Genomic DNA, 19,766 nt, shown 5'->3' with positions numbered 1-19,766 from the left:
ATATTAAACAGTGCAAAAGTAGTAATTTAATGCCCAACTACAAAATACTTCTCGATATTTTTTTGTTTTCCTTATGCAAGCGGTGCTAATACCACTTCTAAACCGTCAATCTCAGGTGTAATCGGTATTTGGCAACCCAACCTACTGTTAGGCTTCACGTAAAAAGCTTCCGAAAGCATTGCTTCTTCTTCTGCTGACACCTCAGGAAGTGTCACTGCTTCTGCATTCTGAATATAACACTGGCACGAAGCACACATTGCCATACCTCCACAGATGCCTATCTCACCATCTTGGGCTATCTCATAAGCACGCATTACCTCCATAAGGTTCATATTCATATCAGTAGGGGCTTCTATTTCGTATAGAAGCCCCTCACGATCGGTTATTTTAAGTTGTATCTCGTTCATTTATTTTGTAGGGAAGTACTCTATTTTTCTGATACGTGCACAGATAAGTTTGTCGTTCTCAAACATTAATATCTGTGTCCAGTTACCCATTTTATCAAAAGTATAGCGGTATTTATAATTAAAATCAGGAGTCGTATAAGCTGTCAGAAGTCCGTGTTCTTCATATACCTTAGTAGAAGCTACCTCTGTACGCGTTTTAATAACCTGCGTCTCCCCCGATTTATTGAACATATAATTCGTCTCTACGTAAAAGTTAGGGTCATCATTAGCCGTGCAAATGGTCTGTATGAGTTGTCTCATATTATTGTACTTATGCTGGCATACAGTCTCTTGCCCCGCTTGGTTGATATAGGTCGATTTTATTAAGTTCTTATCCTTGTCGTATTCGTTCTCCGTCTTTAAAAACAAATTCTTATTGAGCACTTTTTCCTCCGTCTCACTCACTTTGTTCATCTTGTTGTATTTATACGACTTTTCTCTGGTGTACTCTGGGCGTATCTTCTGTTCCAATACAAGGTTTTTCTGCTCATAACGCTGGATATCTTTTTCTAATGCCGATACGCTGGCTACCTTATTCTTCTCAATACAGTTGCCTAAATCATCGTATTTAAAAGTGATAGTGATAAGCCACTCGTTGGTCGCTCCATCATTCTCATCTATCTTAACCAGCTGATTTTTCTCATTGTAAAAATACTGTCGGTTTACCGTCATTTCACCATCGCCTAAGGTAAACACCGACTGACTTTTATTGATTTTACCTTTCTTGTCATAAAAGAAACGCATCCCACCAAAAGGTTGGTTTTCGGCGTTGTAAGTCGTAATTTCAAGATTGCGCCCTCCGTTGTCGAACAGATAAGAAATATTCGTCTTAGAATACTTCTTTTCATCTTTCTCTACCTTCCAGTCTTCAGTATAAGGAAAGACATTATATGTGTTCCCGTCAAAGGTCTTAGTCCCCCTTGGACTCGCTTCCAGAAGAAATGAATAATCCTCTACCTTCTTTACTTTTCCTTTCAGTTGTAGAGTTTTGACACCCAATGTATCAATCTGGGCGTGTAGCGAAGTAGTAATTGCCAAAAAGACACTTGCTAATAGTACATTTATGCTCTTCATTTTATATTTAGTTATTAGTAATTTTTACTTCTTCCCTTTTACCTTTTAAATCGCTTTCACCACTGCCTTTTCAGCCTCCTTGCGAGAGCCATCAAAGCCATCTATTCCCACTACGGTTGTGTATTTCAGCACGTATTTTTTATTAGGATAAATGCGGTTGTACACACTTTGACACATCAAGGTCGCCTCGTGAAAGCCACAAAGTATCAGTTTCAGTTTCCCAGGATAAGTATTCACATCGCCTATGGCGTATACCCCTTCCACACAAGTTTGGTAATCCAAGGCGTTGTTCACCTTCACAGCATTTCTTTCAATCTCCACACCCCACGTAGCAATAGGTCCTAATTTAGGCGTAAGCCCAAACAAAGGTATAAAAGCATCGGCTACAAGAGTTTCTCTTTCGCCTCCTTCCTGCTCTAATACTACCGATTCTAAGCGTCCGTTTCCTTCTAATCCCACCACCTCATAAGGCGTTTTCAAGTTGATTTTTCCTGCTTCTTTCAGGGCTCTCACCTTCTCAACCGAATCCAATGCCCCGCGAAACTCATTGCGGCGGTGCACTAAAGTAACCGAAGCCGTTGCCACTTTTTCGGCTAAATAAATACTCCAATCGAGTGCAGAGTCACCTCCTCCTGCTATCACTACGTGTTTACCTGCGTAACTCTCAGGGTGTTTCACAAAGTAAGCCACTCCCCTATCCTCATATTGCTCAAGGTTCGGCAGTTCAGGCTTGCGAGGTTCAAAAGTACCTAATCCTCCTGCAATAGCCACAGCTTTCCCTTTAATTTGGGTGCCTTTATCCGTAGTAACCACAAACGTATCATCATCGTTTTTAGTAAGTGTCATTGCAGTTTCTCCAAGCGTAAACTCAGGCTGGAACTGTTTGATTTGCTCCATTAAGTTGTCCACTAATTCCGAAGCCCCCACACTTGGGTATCCTGGTATATCAAAAATAGGCTTCTTGGGGTACAACTCCGTAAGCTGACCGCCCACCTGAGGGAGCGTATCTATCAAATGGCATTTTAACCTAAGCAATCCCGCCTCAAACACAGCAAATAGTCCCGTAGGTCCCGCCCCTATAATGATGATATCCGTTTCTTTCATTCATTGTTATTTTTGGGTGCAAAAGTACTAAAAAAACTGAAAAGCAAAAAGTAAAATAGCAAAATAAGCGTTTTTTTCGTCATCTAACCCCTATAGCTCCTATGAACTTTGCCAAAGTTTGAAACTTTGGCAAAGTTGAAAATCTACTGATAGTCTCTTTCTTACCTCCGTTATATCTCTATTTTGAATTTGTCATTCGTTCGTCATTCGTTCGTTCTTTCTTCGTTTTTTGTTCGCCTTGCCTTCGTCTTACCTTCACCTTTTGCGTCGCTACACTCCCCCTTTGAAGGGGGGCGGGGGGGATGTTTCCTTCATCTTTTGTTCGTCTTTTTCCCATTCATTCTTTATTTACTTGCCTTCGTGATACCGACTGTCCGTGTAGCTCGCACCGTCATTCCTTCGCTCTTCCTTTGTTTATCGTCTATTATAGAGCCGATATAGATTCATTCATCATATATTCCTTCCCTAATTTCATTATTATTCATTCACCATTAACCACTAATCATTCACCATTAACCGCTGCCTTTTTGGTCAATGAATAATTATTTATTACCTTTGCCCCCGCTAAGTACAATTATTGAAACAATAACCGTTCTTTATGAAACGTACATTTTTAGATTATTTAATTATTTCCCTCAAAGGGCTCGCTATGGGGGCTGCCGATGTAGTACCTGGAGTCTCGGGGGGTACTATCGCCTTTATATCAGGCATCTATGAAGAATTAGTCAATTCTATCAGCAAAGTAAACTTACAAGCATTCAAACTCCTTTTCACAAAAGGTATAGTCCCTTTTTGGAAACACATCAATGGCAACTTTTTTGTAGCATTGCTTACAGGGATAGGTATCAGTATCCTTTCGCTTGCTAAAGGTATGAAATGGCTCTTAGACAACCAGCCCATAATGGTATGGTCATTCTTCTTCGGACTAATGATTGCCAGTATCTTTTTCCTTACAAAAGAAATAAAACGTTGGAATCTCGCTGCTATCTTAACTATGATAGTAGGAGGCGTAATAGCCTATATTATCACTGTTATTCCGCCTTTAGTAAATGGCAGTAATCAAAGTATTATTTTCATCTTTTTCTGTGGCGCTTTAGCTATTTGCGCTATGATACTCCCTGGCATATCAGGAGCTTTTATATTGGTGCTTTTGGGAGCTTACCACACTGTTTTAGACGCCCTTAGCTCTTGGAATTTTAAAGTAATTGGCGTTTTTGCCATTGGGGCTATCACAGGTATTCTCAGCTTTTCAAGAGCTTTAAAATGGCTATTTGCTAAATTCCGAAATCTTACCTTTGCAGGACTCACAGGCTTCATTATCGGCTCTTTAAACAAAGTATGGCCTTGGAAAGAAACTTTAGAAACAGACCCTGCTAACGGTAGCGTAATATGGGAAAAAAGCGTATCGCCTTCTGCTTTTCAAGCAATCACTAATACCAATCCGCAAATTCTGATCGCTATCTTATTGGCTATCGTAGGTTTTTGTGTAATTTACTCTATTGAAAAGTTAGGTGCAAAACGCTCTCAACAGTAATATGAAACCATTAGAACGAGGACATAAAAAACTACTCAATGCGTGGGCGTTTTACGACTGGGCAAACTCAGTCTATTCTCTCACTATCGTCTCTACTATCTTCCCCATTTTCTACGGGTTGTTATTCCGAACAGCAGGGCTTACACACATTGAGCTCTTTGGAATGGTGATTAAAAGTACTTCTGTGATTGCTTTTGTCACCGCTTTGGCTTTTGCTGTAGTGGTAGTCCTCTCCCCTATCCTCAGTGGTATCGCCGATTATCTGGGAAATAAAAAGAGTTTTATGCGCTTTTTCTGCTACTTAGGAGCTATCTCTTGTGTGGGGCTATATTGGTTTTCTTTAGAACATATTTACTTCGGACTCTTGTGTTACTTTTGTGGGGTAGTAGGCTTTTGGGAGAGTATCGTCTTTTACAATTCTTACCTCCCTGATATCGCTCTCCCCGAACAATATGATGCCGTAAGTGCCAAAGGCTATAGCTTAGGGTATGCAGGTAGTGTACTGTTGCTTATTTTTAACCTTATAATGGTAATGAAACCCGAATGGGTAGGCTTTGCCACTACCGATATTGAAACTACACTCACCACTATGCGCATCTCGTTTATTACCGTAGGAATATGGTGGATAGGCTTTAGTAGTATCCCTTTTTATTATTTACCTTCTTATCAAAAAGATAGAGGTAAGTTTAGTAAAAGTATCCTTTTCAACGGTTTTAAAGAGCTGCGTAAAGTATGGCAATCTCTATCGGCTTCCCCTCGCTTGAAGTGGTATCTTATAGCTTTCTTTGTGTATAGTATGGGAGTACAAACCGTTATGCTGGTAGCTACTTATTTTGGAGAGCAAGAAATACAATGGGCAAGCTCAGATGAAAGCACTATGGGGCTTATTGTAAGTGTACTCATCATTCAATTGGTAGCCATTCTGGGAGCTCATCTTACGGTCTTAGCTGTGCGGAAATGGGGAAATATTGCAGTGCTCATTGGGCTTAATGCTATATGGGTAGGCATCTGTTTGCTTTCATATAAAGTATATAAACCTGTAGAATTTTATGTAATAGCTATTTTAGTAGGACTTGTAATGGGAGGTATACAAACGCTCTCTCGTTCTACCTACTCTGCTTATTTACCTCAAACCAAAGATACTACTTCCTTTTTCAGCTTTTACGATGTAACTGAAAAATTGGGTATAGTCATAGGAATGGGAGTCTATGGCATCATAGACCAAATTACCAATAATATGCGTAATGCAACCATTTCTCTAATAGTGTTCTTTGGTTTAGGAATGTTATTACTTTTTAAAGTGCGAAAAGTAGGTAGTCTAACTACTGATGAATAATTATGAAAATATTTTCTGAATTTAGGTTTTTCCTTGAGAAATATGGTTTTGCAGTATCATCGCGTTTAGCCGAAAAGTTAGGAATGCGTGCTAAAGACGTTCGCATTGTTTTTATTTACGGCACCTTTGCTACTTTAGGCGCTTGGTTTGGTGTATATTTGCTTTTAGCATCACTTTTGAGAATTAAAGATTTATTCTTTGCTAAACGCACCTCCGTATTTGATTTGTAATTATTTTCTTCTTAAATTTGCACCTTTCAAAAATACTTTGTATATTTGTCCGTTCTTAAAGCATAACTACTAATAACTTTAATCGTAAGTAAAACTAAAATTCATTATATTATGGCAAAAACAGGAAACATATTATTAGGATTGGCAGCAGGTGCTGCTATTGGAGTGACCTTAGGTATCCTTTTCGCTCCCGATAAGGGTAAAAACACCCGTGAAAAGATTAAAGATACTGTGAGTGACAAAGCTGAAAAGCTAAAAGAACAACTTGACCGCTTAACTGAGAGTGTAAAAGAAAAATCAGCTGAGCTAAAGGGTTCTTTAGAGGAAAAAGTAGATACCCTGCTTTCCAAATCAAGCTATAAAGCTGAAGACGTAATTACTTTCTTAGAAAAGAAATTAGCCGCATTAAAAGCAACTAACGCCAAATTACAGAAATAAGCGCGTATGTCTATTCACTCTATCAAAGAAACTTTTGAGGAAGTTCCTACAAAAGCAAGTACCGCTCTCAATTCGCAAGTAGCTTACTATAAACTATTCCTTTTTAGGTTTATAGGTAAATCGTCCTACGGACTAATTACTTTCTTTATAGTAGCTTTTACGAGTTTGTTGGTATTGTTTTTCCTATCGTTTGCCGGAGCATATGCTATTGGTGAAGCGCTTGGTAGTAATGCCTTAGGTTTTGTTATTGTAGGAGCTTTCTATATATTGATTGCCGTAATTGTATTGGCTTTCCGCAAAAAACTTATAGAGAGACCTCTCTTAGAAAAACTCTCTGAAATCTATTTTAAAGCTGAACCCGATGACGAAGAATAAAATCTATAGCTCTTTTGAAGAGATTGACAACGACCTTAAATTACTGCGCTTAGAAAAGGAAATAGACCGACTGTCTCTTACCAATCAAGTATCGGCAGTGGCTGAGAGTTTAACACCTAAAAACCTACTTGCTCACACGTGGCTATCTTTTTTATTTAACGAAAGAAGATGGCTTAACTTAGCTATTGAATACGCTCTGTTTTTTCTCTTCAGACGAAAACACAAATAACCTCTTTATAACTTACAATGAGACATAGCCTTGTAAAGAACCTCGATTGGACTTCAGTAATACTATACTTGCTACTGGTAATGTGTGGCTGGATAGCTATCTTTTCTACCACTTATAGCGACCTAAATGTTACTTCTATCTTTGACCTCAATCAGTTTTATGGAAAGCAATTGCTTTTCATTGGGCTTAGTTTTTTGCTTATTATTTTTATCTTAGCGATAGATAGCAGATTTTATATCAACTTTTCTGTTATATTCTACATCTTTTCGATTATACTATTAATAGGACTCTTCATTTTTGGTAAAGAGACGAATGGAGCTAAAGCTTGGTATGCTTTTGGCTCTATTACAGTACAGCCCAGTGAGTTTGCTAAAGTAGCTACAGCTCTTGCTTTTTCGCGTTATGTAAGCGATATCCACACTGATATAAGACGCACTCCTGACCTTTTGCGAGCTATTGCTATCATTTGTGTTCCTGCTTTCCTTATTTTATTACAACCTGACGTAGGGAGCTTATTGGTATTTTTTTCATTAGCCTTTGTTCTTTTCCGTGAAGGAATGCCTTCTGCCCTACTCTTCTATCTATTTCTTTCAGGAGTAGTATTTGTTTCCACACTAAAGTTTGGAACGCTGTTCACTTTGTTTGCCTGTGCAGCTTGTATTGGCTTCTATGGCTTTTGGCATAAGAGAAAAACAAAACGCATTCCGTTTCAAAATATATTTATTTTATCGGTTATATGCTTGCTTACAGCATTTGTTACGCACCCAGTATACGATAACGTACTCAAACAACACCACCGCAACCGGTTAAGTTTATGGCTACGTCTTGAAACCGACCCTCAGAAGATTGCTGCAATGAAACGCGACTTTGCATATAATACCAATATGGCTGAATCGGCGATAACCTCAGGAGGTACTTTTGGGAAAGGCTTTTTGGAAGGCACACGCACCAAAGGTAGCTTTATTCCTGAACAACACACTGACTACATTTTTACAACCATAGGCGAAGAATGGGGCTTTATGGGTACTGCCTTAGTGGTGATACTCTTTTCATTTTTACTATTGCGACTGGTAATACTCGCTGAGCGACAGAAATCTAAGTTTAACAGAGTATATGGGTATTGTGTGGTATCCATACTCTTTGTGCACTTCTGCATTAATATCGGGATGGTGATTAGTTTGATTCCTACTATTGGAATTCCGTTGCCTTTCTTTAGCTATGGAGGTTCTGGACTTTGGGCATTTACTATTTTGCTCTTTATCTTCTTACGATTAGACGCTAACCGACTCAACGATTGGATACGGTAATAATGACGAGTTACAAATGACAAATTACGAATTATTAAATGATAAAATTATATAAAGAAAAACTTACAGAAGCGACTGAGCAGTACCAACAACTCAATAAGCAATACAACCGCATTAGTTTACTTAGATTGGCTGAAATGCTTTTGATTATTTGGACGATACATCAACTTATAAAAGCCCCTTCAATAGAGATGGGGCTCTTTTGTGCATTGACTATTATCGTCTTTTTTTTGCTAATTGTAAAGCACAAGAAGATTAGTGCATTGCGCACTATTGCGCAAACCAAAATACGCCTGAACGAGCAGGAAATTGCTTTTTTAGAGCATCACACTTTCTTCAATGATAACGGTAAAGAGTTTCAACAAGAAAATCACCCTTATGCTTATGATTTAGATATCTTGGGCGAGCGTTCGCTTTATCATTACCTGAACCGCACGCATACTTTCTTAGGACGAAAACTTTTAGCTGAACGGCTTCTCTTTCCTTCCTCCAAGCATATCCTTAGTGCGCAAGAGGAGATTAAAGCACTTACTCCTGACCTTAATTGGCGACAAACCTTTACAGCTTATGCTGAGCAGATAGATGACAGTGAAGATTTTTATACCAAACTGCACACGTGGGCAAAGAGTCCTGTGAAACTATTGAGCAAAACAATGCGTTATACACTTATTACTTTACCGATATTGCTCATTGTAAGTTTATTGATAGGGTATGGAGGGGATAATGAACTTCTGAAAAGCATTGCAAAGTTACTACTTACAGTAAATTTGGTAATATTTTTCTCTTTCATAGGAAAAATGACCAAAGAGAAACTTGGGTTTGAGCGAACTTACACAATGCTGTATGCTTTCAAGGAATGTATTGCGCAAGTAGAAGCACGTTTTGCCGAAAAAAACACAAAAGCGAGCAGCAAAATAGCTCAACTTTCCCGCTTGTTAGACGATTTGGACAGCGTAAGCAACATATTGGTATCTATTCCCCTAAATGCTTTTACTTTCTATCACGTACATCGGTATCAGCAACTTTTACAGTGGAAAGAAAAGTATGCAAGCTGTATTGAAGAATGGTTGCAATCGGTGGCGGAGGTGGAAGTGTTGTGCAGCTTTGCTAACTTTAGTTATAACAATCCTGAGTTTGTATATCCTACTCTCAACAATGATTACCAAATCACTTTTGAAGGTGTAGGACACCCACTTATTCCTGCTGAAAAGCGCATCACCAATGATATTACCTTGAACGAGCAGGCTTTTGTGTTACTCACAGGCTCTAATATGTCGGGTAAGAGTACTTTTTTACGTACTTTGGGGGTTAATATGTTGCTTACCCTTGTTGGGTTGCCGGTTTGTGCACGCAAAGCCAACATACACCCTTTGCGTTTGCTCGTCTCTATGCGCCTTGCTGATTCGCTAAACGATGGACAATCGTATTTCTTTGCTGAAATTAACCGTATACAGCAGATAATGGAGACCTTAAAGGACGAACGTTGCTTTGTACTTTTAGATGAAGTGCTACGAGGCACTAATTCAGAAGACAAACAGTACGGCACTATCAAAATTGTGGAACGGCTACTCTCTTTACGTGCCTTAGGCGTATTGGCAACTCACGATATTGAGGTGTGTAAACTTACTGAGCAATATCCTCATCAACTTCAAAATAAATGTTTTGAATCAGTAATTGAAAATGGGGAACTCACTTTTGACTACAAACTAAGAGGGGGTGTTTGCCAAAACAAAAACGCTACTTTCTTGATGGAGAAATTGGGAATCATTAATTAATACCACAATACCGATAATACCGATAATACTGATAATGAACTTTGCCAAAGGTCGTAGCACGACGGGCAGTGCGAGCCGCACGGGCAATGCGAGGTCGTAGCACGACGAGCGATTAAAAACTTTGGAAAAGTGTGTATCGCTAAAAGTGACATATTAGCAGTTTCGGAAGGAAACGAAGGAATTCAGAAGAGGTTTTTTAGGTAAAAGGTAAAAGATGAGCTGTGAGAAGGGTATGGTTAGCTTATACAAAGCTTATAGGAACCTTATACGAATCTTGGACGATTGTTATACAAAGGGTGTATAAATAATTGATTCATAATGTAATACAATAATACCAATAATACTAAAAATAGGGTTTCGAGACGAAAGAAAGAGGAAGTGCGAGCCGCGCAGGCAGGGAGGAAATTAGAGAATTAGCAAATTTGGAAATGAGAAAATTTGGTATGAGCCACACAAATGAGGAACAAAAGGCGAACAAAACATCCCCCCTACCCCCCTTCAAAGGGGGAGTGTAGTGACGGAAAGGTGAAGTAAGATGAGGGTAAAATGAAGGTAACCTCCCCCTATTCACATACTCTGCTCTCGCAGACTACCTCGGAGAGGGGGAATTAGTGACGGAAAAGTGAGAGATATATCCCCCCTATTCACTTACTGCGCTATCGCGTTGTGCACATACCCAACTGTGAGCCCTCGCTGGCTATCTCCAAAGAGGGAACTATAGCTACGCAAAGACAAAGGAAGGGTATAGCTAAGTTAGTTTTAAAAAGAAGAAAACTTGAATGTGTAAGGCAAGGTTCTTCTATTTTTTATGCCTTTAAACTAATATTTTACACATTAAATATTGTTAGTTGGTAATTATTCATTATCTTTGCACTCAAATTCAACGGAAATGGCAAATACTAAATATATATTTGTAACAGGAGGGGTAACCTCTTCTTTGGGGAAGGGCATCATTGCAGCTTCGCTTGCTAAGCTCTTGCAGGCTCGTGGCTATAGGGTTACTATTCAAAAGTTTGACCCTTACATCAATGTTGATCCTGGTACGCTCAACCCTTATGAACACGGCGAATGCTTCGTGACTGAAGACGGTGCAGAAACTGACCTCGACTTAGGACATTACGAACGTTTCCTAAACGTGTACACTTCACAAGCCAATAACGTGACCACAGGACGTGTTTACCAAAGCGTCATCGAGAAAGAACGTCGCGGTGAGTTTTTGGGTAAAACGGTGCAAGTGATTCCTCACATCACCAACGAGATTAAGGAACGTATACAGATACTCGGTAAGACAGGCGAATACGACATTGTAATTACTGAAATTGGGGGCACGGTGGGCGATATTGAGTCGTTGCCTTATATTGAATCGGTAAGGCAGCTTTTGTGGGATTTAGGCGAACACAACGGCATTGTAATACACCTTACCTTAGTGCCTTATTTGGCAGCAGCAGGTGAACTAAAAACCAAACCTACCCAACACAGTGTAAAAACCCTGATGGAGAGCGGTATTCAGGCGGATATATTAGTTTGTCGTACCGAACACGAGCTTTCGGACGACCTTCGTTATAAGCTGGCGCTCTTCTGCAATGTGAAGCGAGAGGCGGTGATTCAGTCAATTGATGTGCCTACAATTTACGATGTGCCCAATATGATGCTTTTAGAAGGATTAGACAAAGTGGCACTTAAGAAGTTAGACCTGCCGAGCAAGAACGAACCCGACCTCACCCAGTGGAATACCTTTTTGCAACGCTACAAGAACCCGAAACACCGCATCAAAGTGGGGTTAGTGGGCAAATACGTAGAGTTACAGGACGCTTACAAGTCGATTTTAGAAGCCTTTATACACGCAGGAGCGGCGAACGAAGTGCGCGTGGATGTGGAGAGTATTCACTCTGAACACCTCAATGAAGAAAATATAGAAGCGAAATTAGGTCATTTAGACGCTGTGCTCGTAGCTCCAGGATTTGGCGGACGGGGTATTGAGGGCAAGATAAAAGCCATAGAATACGTGCGTGAGCACCGCATTCCGTTTTTGGGCATTTGCCTTGGGATGCAGATGGCAGTGATTGAATTTGCCCGTCACGTAGCAGGACTTAAAGGGGCTAATTCTACCGAGATGAACGAGCAAACACCTTACCCAGTGATTAGCTTGATGGAGAGCCAAAAGGAAATTACTCACAAAGGAGGCACAATGCGACTCGGGGCTTGGGCTTGTGAGCTTACCAAAGGTAGCAAGATATACGAAGCCTATGGCAAGAAAGAGATTTCGGAACGCCACCGCCACCGCTATGAGTTTAACAACGACTATAAAGAACAACTTGAAAAAGCAGGCTTGCAGTGCACAGGCATCAACCCTGATACAGGTTTGGTGGAAGTGATAGAACTACCTCATCACCCTTGGTTCGTGGGCGTACAGTATCACCCCGAATACAAGAGCACCGTTGCGAATCCGCACCCTCTATTCGTAGCTTTTGTGAAAGCAGCCTTAAACAATAAACTAAAAAAGAACTAAACAATAGATAAAAACACTTATATGGACGAAAGAAAATTCGATGTAAAGAACATTATAGGTTTTACGCTGATTTTTATACTTTTGATATGGTATATGAACAATACTAAGCCAAGTGAAGAAGAATTAGCGAAACGCAAAGCCCAACAAGAACAACAAGCTAATCAAGCTACTAACGCCCAAAAAGAAACCAATACCGTTGCTTTTCAAGGCATTCCAACTGACTCGGTGGCTTTGGAAAAGTATAAAGCCAGTTTAGGCGCTTTTGCCTATTCGGCTACTTTGCCCTCGGCTAAAGACGGGGTAACTGTATTGGAAAACAAAGACCTCAAACTCACTATCAGCAACCGTGGTGGGCAATTCAAAGAGGTTTGGCTAAAAGAATTTAAGACCTATGATTCTTTGCCTGTTTACTTAGTGAAAGATTGGAATGCTACTTTCAGCCTCAACTTTACTACCGCTCAGAACCAAAGTTTGAGCACCAAAGATTTGTACTTTGAGCCTACACTCACTGAAAACAACGGTAATAAAGTGCTTTCGATGAAGCTCAAAACATCTGAAAATGCTTATTTGGAATACGTGTACACCTTGCCTAAAGAAGGGTATATGCTGGACGTAACGGTGCGTTCACAAGGATTATCGGGAGCGGTGAACAGCTCTAAGCCTATGAACATCGACTGGAAGTTACAGGCACGCCGTATGGAGAAGAGCGTAACTTATGAAAACCGTTATACACAAGCAACTGTACAGTATGACGGCGACCGCATCAACCGCTTGAGTCAAGGGGGGAATGACGAGCAAAAAGAAGAGAAAGTGAACTGGGTGGCTTACAAACAACACTTGTTTACATCGGTACTTATTTCGGACAATCCGTTTGATAAAGGAGATTTTACCTCTCACAACATCGCAGTAAGTGAAGGAAAAGACGTGAAATACACCAAGAATTTTCTTACTTCTCTGCCCGTTAAAGCCAAAGGAGGAGAATTGAGCGAATCGTTACACTTTTATTTTGGACCGAGTGATTACAACGTGCTCAAGCAATATGACAAGAAATACGAACTCACTGAACTCATTCCTCTCGGTTGGGGTATCTTTGGTTGGCTGAACAAATGGCTGTTTATCCCGCTTTACAACTTCCTCTCTGATTATTTTTCGGTAGGATTAGTAATTATCTTGATGACTATTATCGTGCGTTTGTTGCTTTCACCTATTGTTTACAAATCGTACGTATCGCAAGCTAAGATGAAGGTATTGCGCCCTGAAATTGAAGAAATCAACAAGAAATACGAGGAGCCTATGAAACGCCAACAAGAAACAATGGCACTCTACAACAAAGCAGGCGTGAACCCACTCAGTGGTTGTATTCCTGCGCTCTTGCAGTTGCCTGTGTTCTTGGCACTCTTTAACTTCTTCCCTACCGAATTTGGTTTGAGACAAAAGAGCTTTTTATGGGCTCACGACTTATCGTCATACGATGCGGTGTTAGAATTGCCATTCACCATACCATTCTACGGAAGTCACGTGAGTTTGTTTCCATTCTTAGCGTCAGTAGCTATTCTCATTTACTCACTGATGACGATGGCACAAACTGCACAGCCCCAACAACCTGGTATGCCTAATATGAAGTTCCTCATCTACTTATCACCCGTGATGATGTTGTTCTTCTTTAACAACTACGCTAGCGGACTCAGTTTGTACTACTTTATATCTAACCTATTGACTATAGGCATTATGTTGGCTATCAAGTATTGGATTATTGACGAGAAGAAGATTCACGCACAAATACAAGAAAACAAAAAGAAACCTAAGAAGGAAAGCAAATTCCAAGCTAAGATGCGCGAAATGATGGAACAAGCTGAAGCCCAACGCAAAGCACAACAGAATAGGCGTTAGGTTTTAGGCATTAGGTATTAGGATGCTCATTGCTAATAATACCAATCAAGGGTTGAATTAACTATTTGATTACAAACATCCCCCTCTCACATACTCCGCTTTCGCGGACTTCCCTCAAGGGGGGAGATGTGACAAAAAAGCGACAATGCACTGTCAGTGATAATTATTTTTCTTTTTGATTTATATATAACCTAAGAGAATAAATAATTGTAATTACACAGAGGTACTCCAATCTCTTATATGAGGGGTTGGAGTGCTCTGTAAGTTATTGGAAATATCTAAAAGAAGACTCTAAGAGAAGTAAGAAAAGAACATTTTAATAATAAAAAAACGATGAGAAAAGTTATTCTTATAGCAGTGGCAGTGCTGGGAGCACTGACTGTTAGCAATTGTAAAAAAGGGGGCGATGACACTCCTGAGAAGCCAAAAACTAAGATTTACGAGAATTTTGAAATTACTGAAGATGGCTCAACATTAGTGAAATGGCTTACTAATGAAGAAACTACCATTGATATGGCAGCAGACGAGATGCTGAGCAAAGTAACTGCTATCTCAGATTATGCTTTTGCAGAACACCGAGAAATAACCTCAGTGACTTTGCCCAAAGGCTTAAAGAAAATGGGGAAATGTGCTTTTAAGAGCTGTTCAAAATTAACTTCGATTGTTATTCCTGAGGGGATAACAAGCATAGAAGAGGGTACTTTTGCGTGGTGTGAAGCCTTAACTTCGGTTACTATCCCGGGCAGTGTTACAAACGTAGGATATGCGGCTTTCTCCGAGTGTAAGAATTTAGCCAAAATTACTATTCCTGACAAAGGTTTAGTAATCATAGGAGAGCGCGCTTTTTCGTGCCCTGCCTTAAAATCGTTTACTATTCCTACTACAGTAACAAGTATAGGGAAAGAGGCTTTTTCTGAATGTGAGAAGCTCACTTCGTTAGTTATTCCTGCTACTGTTACAAGCATAGGAGAGGGTGCTTTTAGAAAATGCAGTGGTTTAACTTCTATGGTGATTCCTAAGGGTATTACCAAAATTGATGATTCAACTTTTATAAATTGTGAAGCTTTAACCTCGGTTACTATCCCTAATACTGTAACAAGCATAGGTAGCAGTGCCTTTGGATATTGTAAATCTTTACCTTCTATCGCTATTCCTAATACTGTAAAAAGTATAGGAGATGGTGCTTTTAGCGGATGCTCAGCATTAAAGTCGTTTACTTTTCCTGATAATAATAGTATTACCAACATTGGAAATGATACCTTTTTAGGAGCAGGATTGACCTCTATTACTATTCCTAACACCGTAAAAAGGATAGGAGATAATGCTTTTAGCTCCTGTAATGCATTAAAGTCAGTTACTTTAAAAGGGAGTACTCCTCCTACTATAAACATCGAGAGTTGGCCTGGTACTTTTAGTGATACTAAGCTAGACGCTATTTATGTGCCTTCTAATAGTGTAGAGACCTATAAAAAGGCTGAAGGTTGGAAAAAATTTGCCGATAAAATACAAGCTATAAAATAGGTTATCTGATAGATAACCTATTTTTTCTTGCTTTTTAACAATATATTTTGTACCTTTGGCGCATCATATAAAAAGCATACAATGACACAGATATTAAATCATACGGATATTGAACATAAGATAAGACGGATTGCTTATCAGATTTACGAAACACACCTCAATGAAGAGGAGATTGTGCTGGCAGGCATTAATGGCAATGGCTATGTGTTTGCTGAGAAACTTGCAGTAGCACTTGCAAGTATAGCCCCTCTGAAAGTAGTTTTATGCCAAATTATAATGGATAAGAAGAACCCTTTGGCAGGCACTGCTACTTCTATTCCTGCAGAACAATACACAAATAAGGCTGTAATAGTAGTAGACGATGTGCTTAATTCGGGACGTACACTTATCTATGGGGTGAAGCACTTTTTAGAAGTACCTTTAAAGCGACTTACTACCGCCGTACTGGTGAATCGTAATCACAAGGATTATCCTGTAAAAGCTGATTTTAAAGGCATATCACTATCTACTTCACTGCAAGAACACGTTTCGGTAACATTCGACACAAGTAAGTATAGTGTTGATTTATCAAATTAATAAGCTAATCTGTTCATTTGCTAATTAACTAATTTGTTATGTATACCACTCTTATCATTCTTTTTATATCGGCTTTGTTTTTTATGAGCGGGAAGGTGCGCTCCGATTTGGTAGCTATGTGTGCTTTAGTGCTCTTGGTGCTCTTTGGCATATTAACCCCTGAGCAAGCTTTATCGGGCTTTTCGGACAAGGTAGTAGTGATGATGATAGGGCTCTTTGTGGTAGGAGGCGCTATCTTCCAAACGGGATTAGCAAAGATGATGAGCAGTAAAATCTTACGCTTGGCAGGCGATAGCGAGGTAAAACTCCTTATCTTGGTAATGCTCGTTACGGCTTTTATTGGGGCTTTTGTAAGCAATACAGGTACGGTAGCCTTGATGATGCCCATAGTGGTGAGTATGGCAATGAGTGGTAACATCAACAGTAGTCGCCTGCTGATGCCTATGGCTTTTGCCAGTAGTATGGGCGGTATGATGACGCTCATCGGTACGCCTCCTAACTTGGTAATCGATGGAGAGTTAGTGAAAAACGGCTACGATAAACTCACTTTCTTTTCCTTTACTCCAGTGGGATTGGTGTGTTTGGCAATAGGACTGTTAGTTTTAATTCCCACCAGTAAGTTTTTTCTTTCTAAAAAAGGTGATTCTAAGCAAGAAGGGAACCGAAATGGCAAATCACTTACCGATTTGGTACGTGAATATCAACTCTCTAACAACTTATACCGCGTATTAGTAGAAGGAAACACTTTATTTATAGGTAAAACGCTCAAAGAAATCAACCTTTCGCAACGTTATCACATTTCTGTACTAGAAATTAGACGTAAACCTACTTCTAACAATCCTTTCTTCAAAACAGGTAATCAAGAGGTAGTAAATGCTGATACCGTTATTTATGAAGGAGATATTCTTTACTTGCGTGGTGATTTTGAAGCTATTGAGCAGATGAACGCCGAAAATCATCTGAACTTCCTCGATACTCACCACCCTGAACAACGTTTACCCAACGAGTTGCACTTCCACGATATAGGAATTGCAGAAGTATTGATAATGCCCGCCTCTAAATTGGTAAACACCCGCATTAGTGATAGTAAATTGCGCGAACACTTCGGACTTAATATTTTGGGTATTCAGCGCAAAGATAACTATATCTTGCAAAATCTTAAAGATGAGAAGATGCACGCTGGTGATATACTACTGGTGCAAGGCACTTGGGAGCACATCGCTAAGATGGACGCAGAAAGGAGTCAGTTGGTAGTATTGGGGCAACCTCTTGCCGAGGCATCGAAGGTAACGCTCACTCACAAAGCTCCTATTGCTGCCTTGATAATGGTAGGGATGGTAGTAGCAATGATGTTCGATTTTATCCCTATAGCACCTGTTACTGCGGTACTTATAGCCTCTTTACTGATGGTAATTTCAGGAGCATTGCGCAATATCGAAGCTGCTTATAAAACTATTAACTGGGAAAGCATCGTGCTCATTGCGGGTATGTTGCCTATGGCATTAGCCTTGGAGAAGACAGGGGTATCTGCCTTAGTATCCAATGCATTAGTAGGTAGTTTAGGCGATAAAAGTCCATATATACTTTTGGCTGGTGTGTATTTCACCACTTCACTGATGACAATGTTCATCAGCAATACCGCCACAGCCGTATTGTTGGCACCAATTGCGATGAAGACAGCTTTATCGTTAGGCTTACAACCTCACGCTTTTATGTTTGCGGTAGCCGTTGGGGCGAGTATGTGTTTTGCCTCTCCTTTTTCGACTCCTCCCAATGCTTTGGTGATGTCAGCAGGGCGTTATACTTTTACTGATTACGTGAAAGTAGGCTTACCGTTGCAAATTATTATGGGGATAGTAATGGTGTTTGTTTTACCGTTATTGTTTCCATTTCAATAAAAAGTTGTATCTTTGCCGAAAATTTTAAAAGTAAAGAATGAAAAAAAGAATTTCAGATTTTTTGTTAGACGTATCTAAATACGTATTTGCGGGTTTATTAATCGCTCCACTTATTAATTCAACTTTTGCGTGCAACGATGCTTATTGGTATGCTCTTACAGTTGCACTTATAGCGCTTATCGTAGGACTTTTCCTCTCTAAACAGAAAAAAGGAGCGGTGAATAAAAACAATAACAACCGTAACAAAAACTACCGAAAGAACAATAATAACAGAAATAATACGGCTACCAACAGAGCATAGCTATTTCTTCCTCTCAAAACTATGAAAGTCTATTTTGATAATGCGGCTACTACCCCTATCTACCCAGAAGTCATACAAAAAATGACGGAGGTATTGAGGGATACTTATGGCAATCCGTCATCTACGCACGCTTTAGGGCGCAGTGCCAAGTCGCTTATTGAATATAGTCGGAAGCAAATTGCAAAACAACTAAATGCTTCACCCTCTGAAATTATATTCACTTCAGGGGGTACTGAAGCTAATAATCTTATTTTACGCAGTTGTGTGCGTGATTTAGGCGTACAAATTGTCATTTCTTCAGTAATAGAGCACCACGCTGTGTTGCATACCTTAGAGGTATTAGCTAAAGAATATCCTGTACAGATAGTTTATGTAAACCTTACAGAAAAAGGGCAAGTAGACCTCGCTCATTTAGAGCGTTTGCTACAGCAGTATACTGAAGAAAAGGTATTAGTGAGCTTAATGCATATAAACAACGAGATAGGGAATATTTTGCCACTGAAAGAAGTCGCAACTCTCTGTAAGCAATACAACGCTTATTTTCACTCGGATACAGTGCAATCGGTGGGGCACTACCCTATCAATTTGCAAGAAATTCCTGTTGATTTTATCACAGCTTCAGCTCATAAATTTCACGGACCAAAGGGAGTTGGCTTTGCTTTTATCAGGAAAGGCATTCCTTTGCACGGGATTATTACGGGAGGAGAGCAAGAAAAAGGCTTGCGCGCGGGGACTGAATCTGTACATAACATAGCTGGTATGGAAGTAGCTTTTAGTCTGTCGTATAATAAATTGAATGAAAATACTGAAAGACTTAAAGGTTTAAAGCGTTATTTTATAAAGCAGGTAAAAGAACATTTCCCTGATGCAGTATTCAATGGAACATCAGAGAACTTAGAAGAAAGCAGTTATGCCATTGTAAATGTAGGATTTCCTCAATTGAAATCCCAAAATAGTACTCTGTTTTTTCAATTAGACTTAAAAGGCATTGCTTGTTCCAAAGCGAGTGCTTGCCAAAGTGGCAGTGTGGAAACCTCACACGTATTATCGGCTTTTTTGCCTGAGGAAGCAATACAATATCCCTCGTTGCGCTTTTCGTTTTCAGTCTTTAATACTATAGAAGAGGTCGATTTTCTCATTCAAAGTCTTAAAGAAGTCACTTATAATAATCACTGATAATAAATTACTTACATTTACATTAGACATAAATCAAAAAAATATTT

General features: G+C 39.6%; 18 protein-coding genes. 15 read left to right on the top strand and 3 right to left on the bottom strand.

Features of this window, described 5'->3' with window-relative positions; genetic code table 11:
- Nucleotides 1–71: 71 nt before the first annotated feature.
- Genes RCZ04_RS09415 through RCZ04_RS09405 form a run of 3 tightly spaced genes read right to left on the bottom strand, consistent with a single transcriptional unit; the run spans nt 72 to nt 2,624 of the window.
- Nucleotides 72–407, bottom strand: coding sequence for a 2Fe-2S iron-sulfur cluster-binding family protein (locus RCZ04_RS09415; RefSeq protein WP_460485783.1), 336 nt, complete (start codon nt 405–407; stop codon nt 72–74).
- Nucleotides 408–1,520 carry a sugar-binding protein gene (locus RCZ04_RS09410; protein WP_460485782.1) on the bottom strand — a complete coding sequence of 371 codons (1,113 nt, stop codon included), beginning with the start codon at nt 1,518–1,520 and terminating at the stop codon, nt 408–410.
- Between the two features lie 45 nt (nt 1,521–1,565).
- Nucleotides 1,566–2,624: an NAD(P)/FAD-dependent oxidoreductase gene (locus RCZ04_RS09405; RefSeq protein WP_460485781.1), complete on the bottom strand. Its 1,059-nt coding sequence runs from the start codon at nt 2,622–2,624 to the stop codon at nt 1,566–1,568.
- Between the two features lie 598 nt (nt 2,625–3,222).
- Between RCZ04_RS09405 and RCZ04_RS09400 the strand changes: the two genes are divergently transcribed.
- From RCZ04_RS09400 to RCZ04_RS09330, 15 genes are all read left to right on the top strand, one after another.
- The gene (locus RCZ04_RS09400; RefSeq protein ID WP_460485780.1) at nt 3,223–4,158 is read left to right on the top strand and encodes a DUF368 domain-containing protein; all 936 of its coding nucleotides are present in this window, start codon (nt 3,223–3,225) and stop codon (nt 4,156–4,158) included.
- A gap of 1 nt (nt 4,159) precedes the next feature.
- On the top strand, nt 4,160–5,494 hold the full coding sequence (locus tag RCZ04_RS09395; protein ID WP_460485779.1) for an MFS transporter: 1,335 nt from the start codon (nt 4,160–4,162) through the stop codon (nt 5,492–5,494).
- Between the two features lie 2 nt (nt 5,495–5,496).
- A complete protein-coding gene (locus RCZ04_RS09390) occupies nt 5,497–5,724 on the top strand; it encodes a hypothetical protein (protein WP_012796932.1) in 228 nt (75 codons plus the stop codon).
- 111 nt (nt 5,725–5,835) lie between these two features.
- Complete coding sequence (locus tag RCZ04_RS09385) at nt 5,836–6,162, top strand: YtxH domain-containing protein (protein ID WP_460485778.1); 327 nt, start codon at nt 5,836–5,838, stop codon at nt 6,160–6,162.
- Nucleotides 6,163–6,168: 6 nt separating this feature from the next.
- Nucleotides 6,169–6,537 (top strand): phage holin family protein, encoded by a 369-nt coding sequence (locus RCZ04_RS09380; RefSeq protein ID WP_460485777.1) that lies wholly within the window; start codon nt 6,169–6,171, stop codon nt 6,535–6,537.
- Nucleotides 6,524–6,766 carry a DUF6327 family protein gene (locus RCZ04_RS09375; protein ID WP_460485776.1) on the top strand — a complete coding sequence of 81 codons (243 nt, stop codon included), beginning with the start codon at nt 6,524–6,526 and terminating at the stop codon, nt 6,764–6,766. The genes RCZ04_RS09380 and RCZ04_RS09375 overlap by 14 nt, the downstream gene beginning before the upstream one ends.
- A 17-nt stretch (nt 6,767–6,783) precedes the next feature.
- Nucleotides 6,784–8,073 carry a rod shape-determining protein RodA gene (rodA, locus tag RCZ04_RS09370; protein WP_460485775.1) on the top strand — a complete coding sequence of 430 codons (1,290 nt, stop codon included), beginning with the start codon at nt 6,784–6,786 and terminating at the stop codon, nt 8,071–8,073.
- A gap of 38 nt (nt 8,074–8,111) precedes the next feature.
- Nucleotides 8,112–9,848 carry a MutS-related protein gene (locus tag RCZ04_RS09365; protein ID WP_460485774.1) on the top strand — a complete coding sequence of 579 codons (1,737 nt, stop codon included), beginning with the start codon at nt 8,112–8,114 and terminating at the stop codon, nt 9,846–9,848.
- Between the two features lie 889 nt (nt 9,849–10,737).
- Nucleotides 10,738–12,357, top strand: coding sequence for a CTP synthase (locus RCZ04_RS09360; protein WP_460485773.1), 1,620 nt, complete (start codon nt 10,738–10,740; stop codon nt 12,355–12,357).
- A 21-nt stretch (nt 12,358–12,378) separates the two neighbouring features.
- Nucleotides 12,379–14,247, top strand: coding sequence for a membrane protein insertase YidC (gene yidC, locus RCZ04_RS09355; RefSeq protein WP_460485772.1), 1,869 nt, complete (start codon nt 12,379–12,381; stop codon nt 14,245–14,247).
- A gap of 333 nt (nt 14,248–14,580) precedes the next feature.
- Entirely contained in the window at nt 14,581–15,768 is a 1,188-nt protein-coding gene (locus RCZ04_RS09350; protein WP_460485771.1) for a leucine-rich repeat domain-containing protein, read from the top strand.
- Nucleotides 15,769–15,849: 81 nt separating this feature from the next.
- Nucleotides 15,850–16,344, top strand: coding sequence for a phosphoribosyltransferase family protein (locus RCZ04_RS09345; RefSeq protein WP_002676355.1), 495 nt, complete (start codon nt 15,850–15,852; stop codon nt 16,342–16,344).
- Between the two features lie 38 nt (nt 16,345–16,382).
- Nucleotides 16,383–18,242 carry an SLC13 family permease gene (locus RCZ04_RS09340; protein WP_460485770.1) on the top strand — a complete coding sequence of 620 codons (1,860 nt, stop codon included), beginning with the start codon at nt 16,383–16,385 and terminating at the stop codon, nt 18,240–18,242.
- A 37-nt stretch (nt 18,243–18,279) separates the two neighbouring features.
- The gene (locus RCZ04_RS09335; protein ID WP_460485769.1) at nt 18,280–18,543 is read left to right on the top strand and encodes a DUF6722 family protein; all 264 of its coding nucleotides are present in this window, start codon (nt 18,280–18,282) and stop codon (nt 18,541–18,543) included.
- A gap of 21 nt (nt 18,544–18,564) precedes the next feature.
- Nucleotides 18,565–19,719, top strand: coding sequence for a cysteine desulfurase family protein (locus tag RCZ04_RS09330; RefSeq protein ID WP_460485768.1), 1,155 nt, complete (start codon nt 18,565–18,567; stop codon nt 19,717–19,719).
- Nucleotides 19,720–19,766 lie beyond the last annotated feature (47 nt).

It is taken from the genome of Capnocytophaga sp. HP1101 (genome assembly GCF_054772415.1).
Note: the sequence above shows the minus strand (reverse complement) of the source record. Positions and strands in the feature narration are given on the sequence as shown.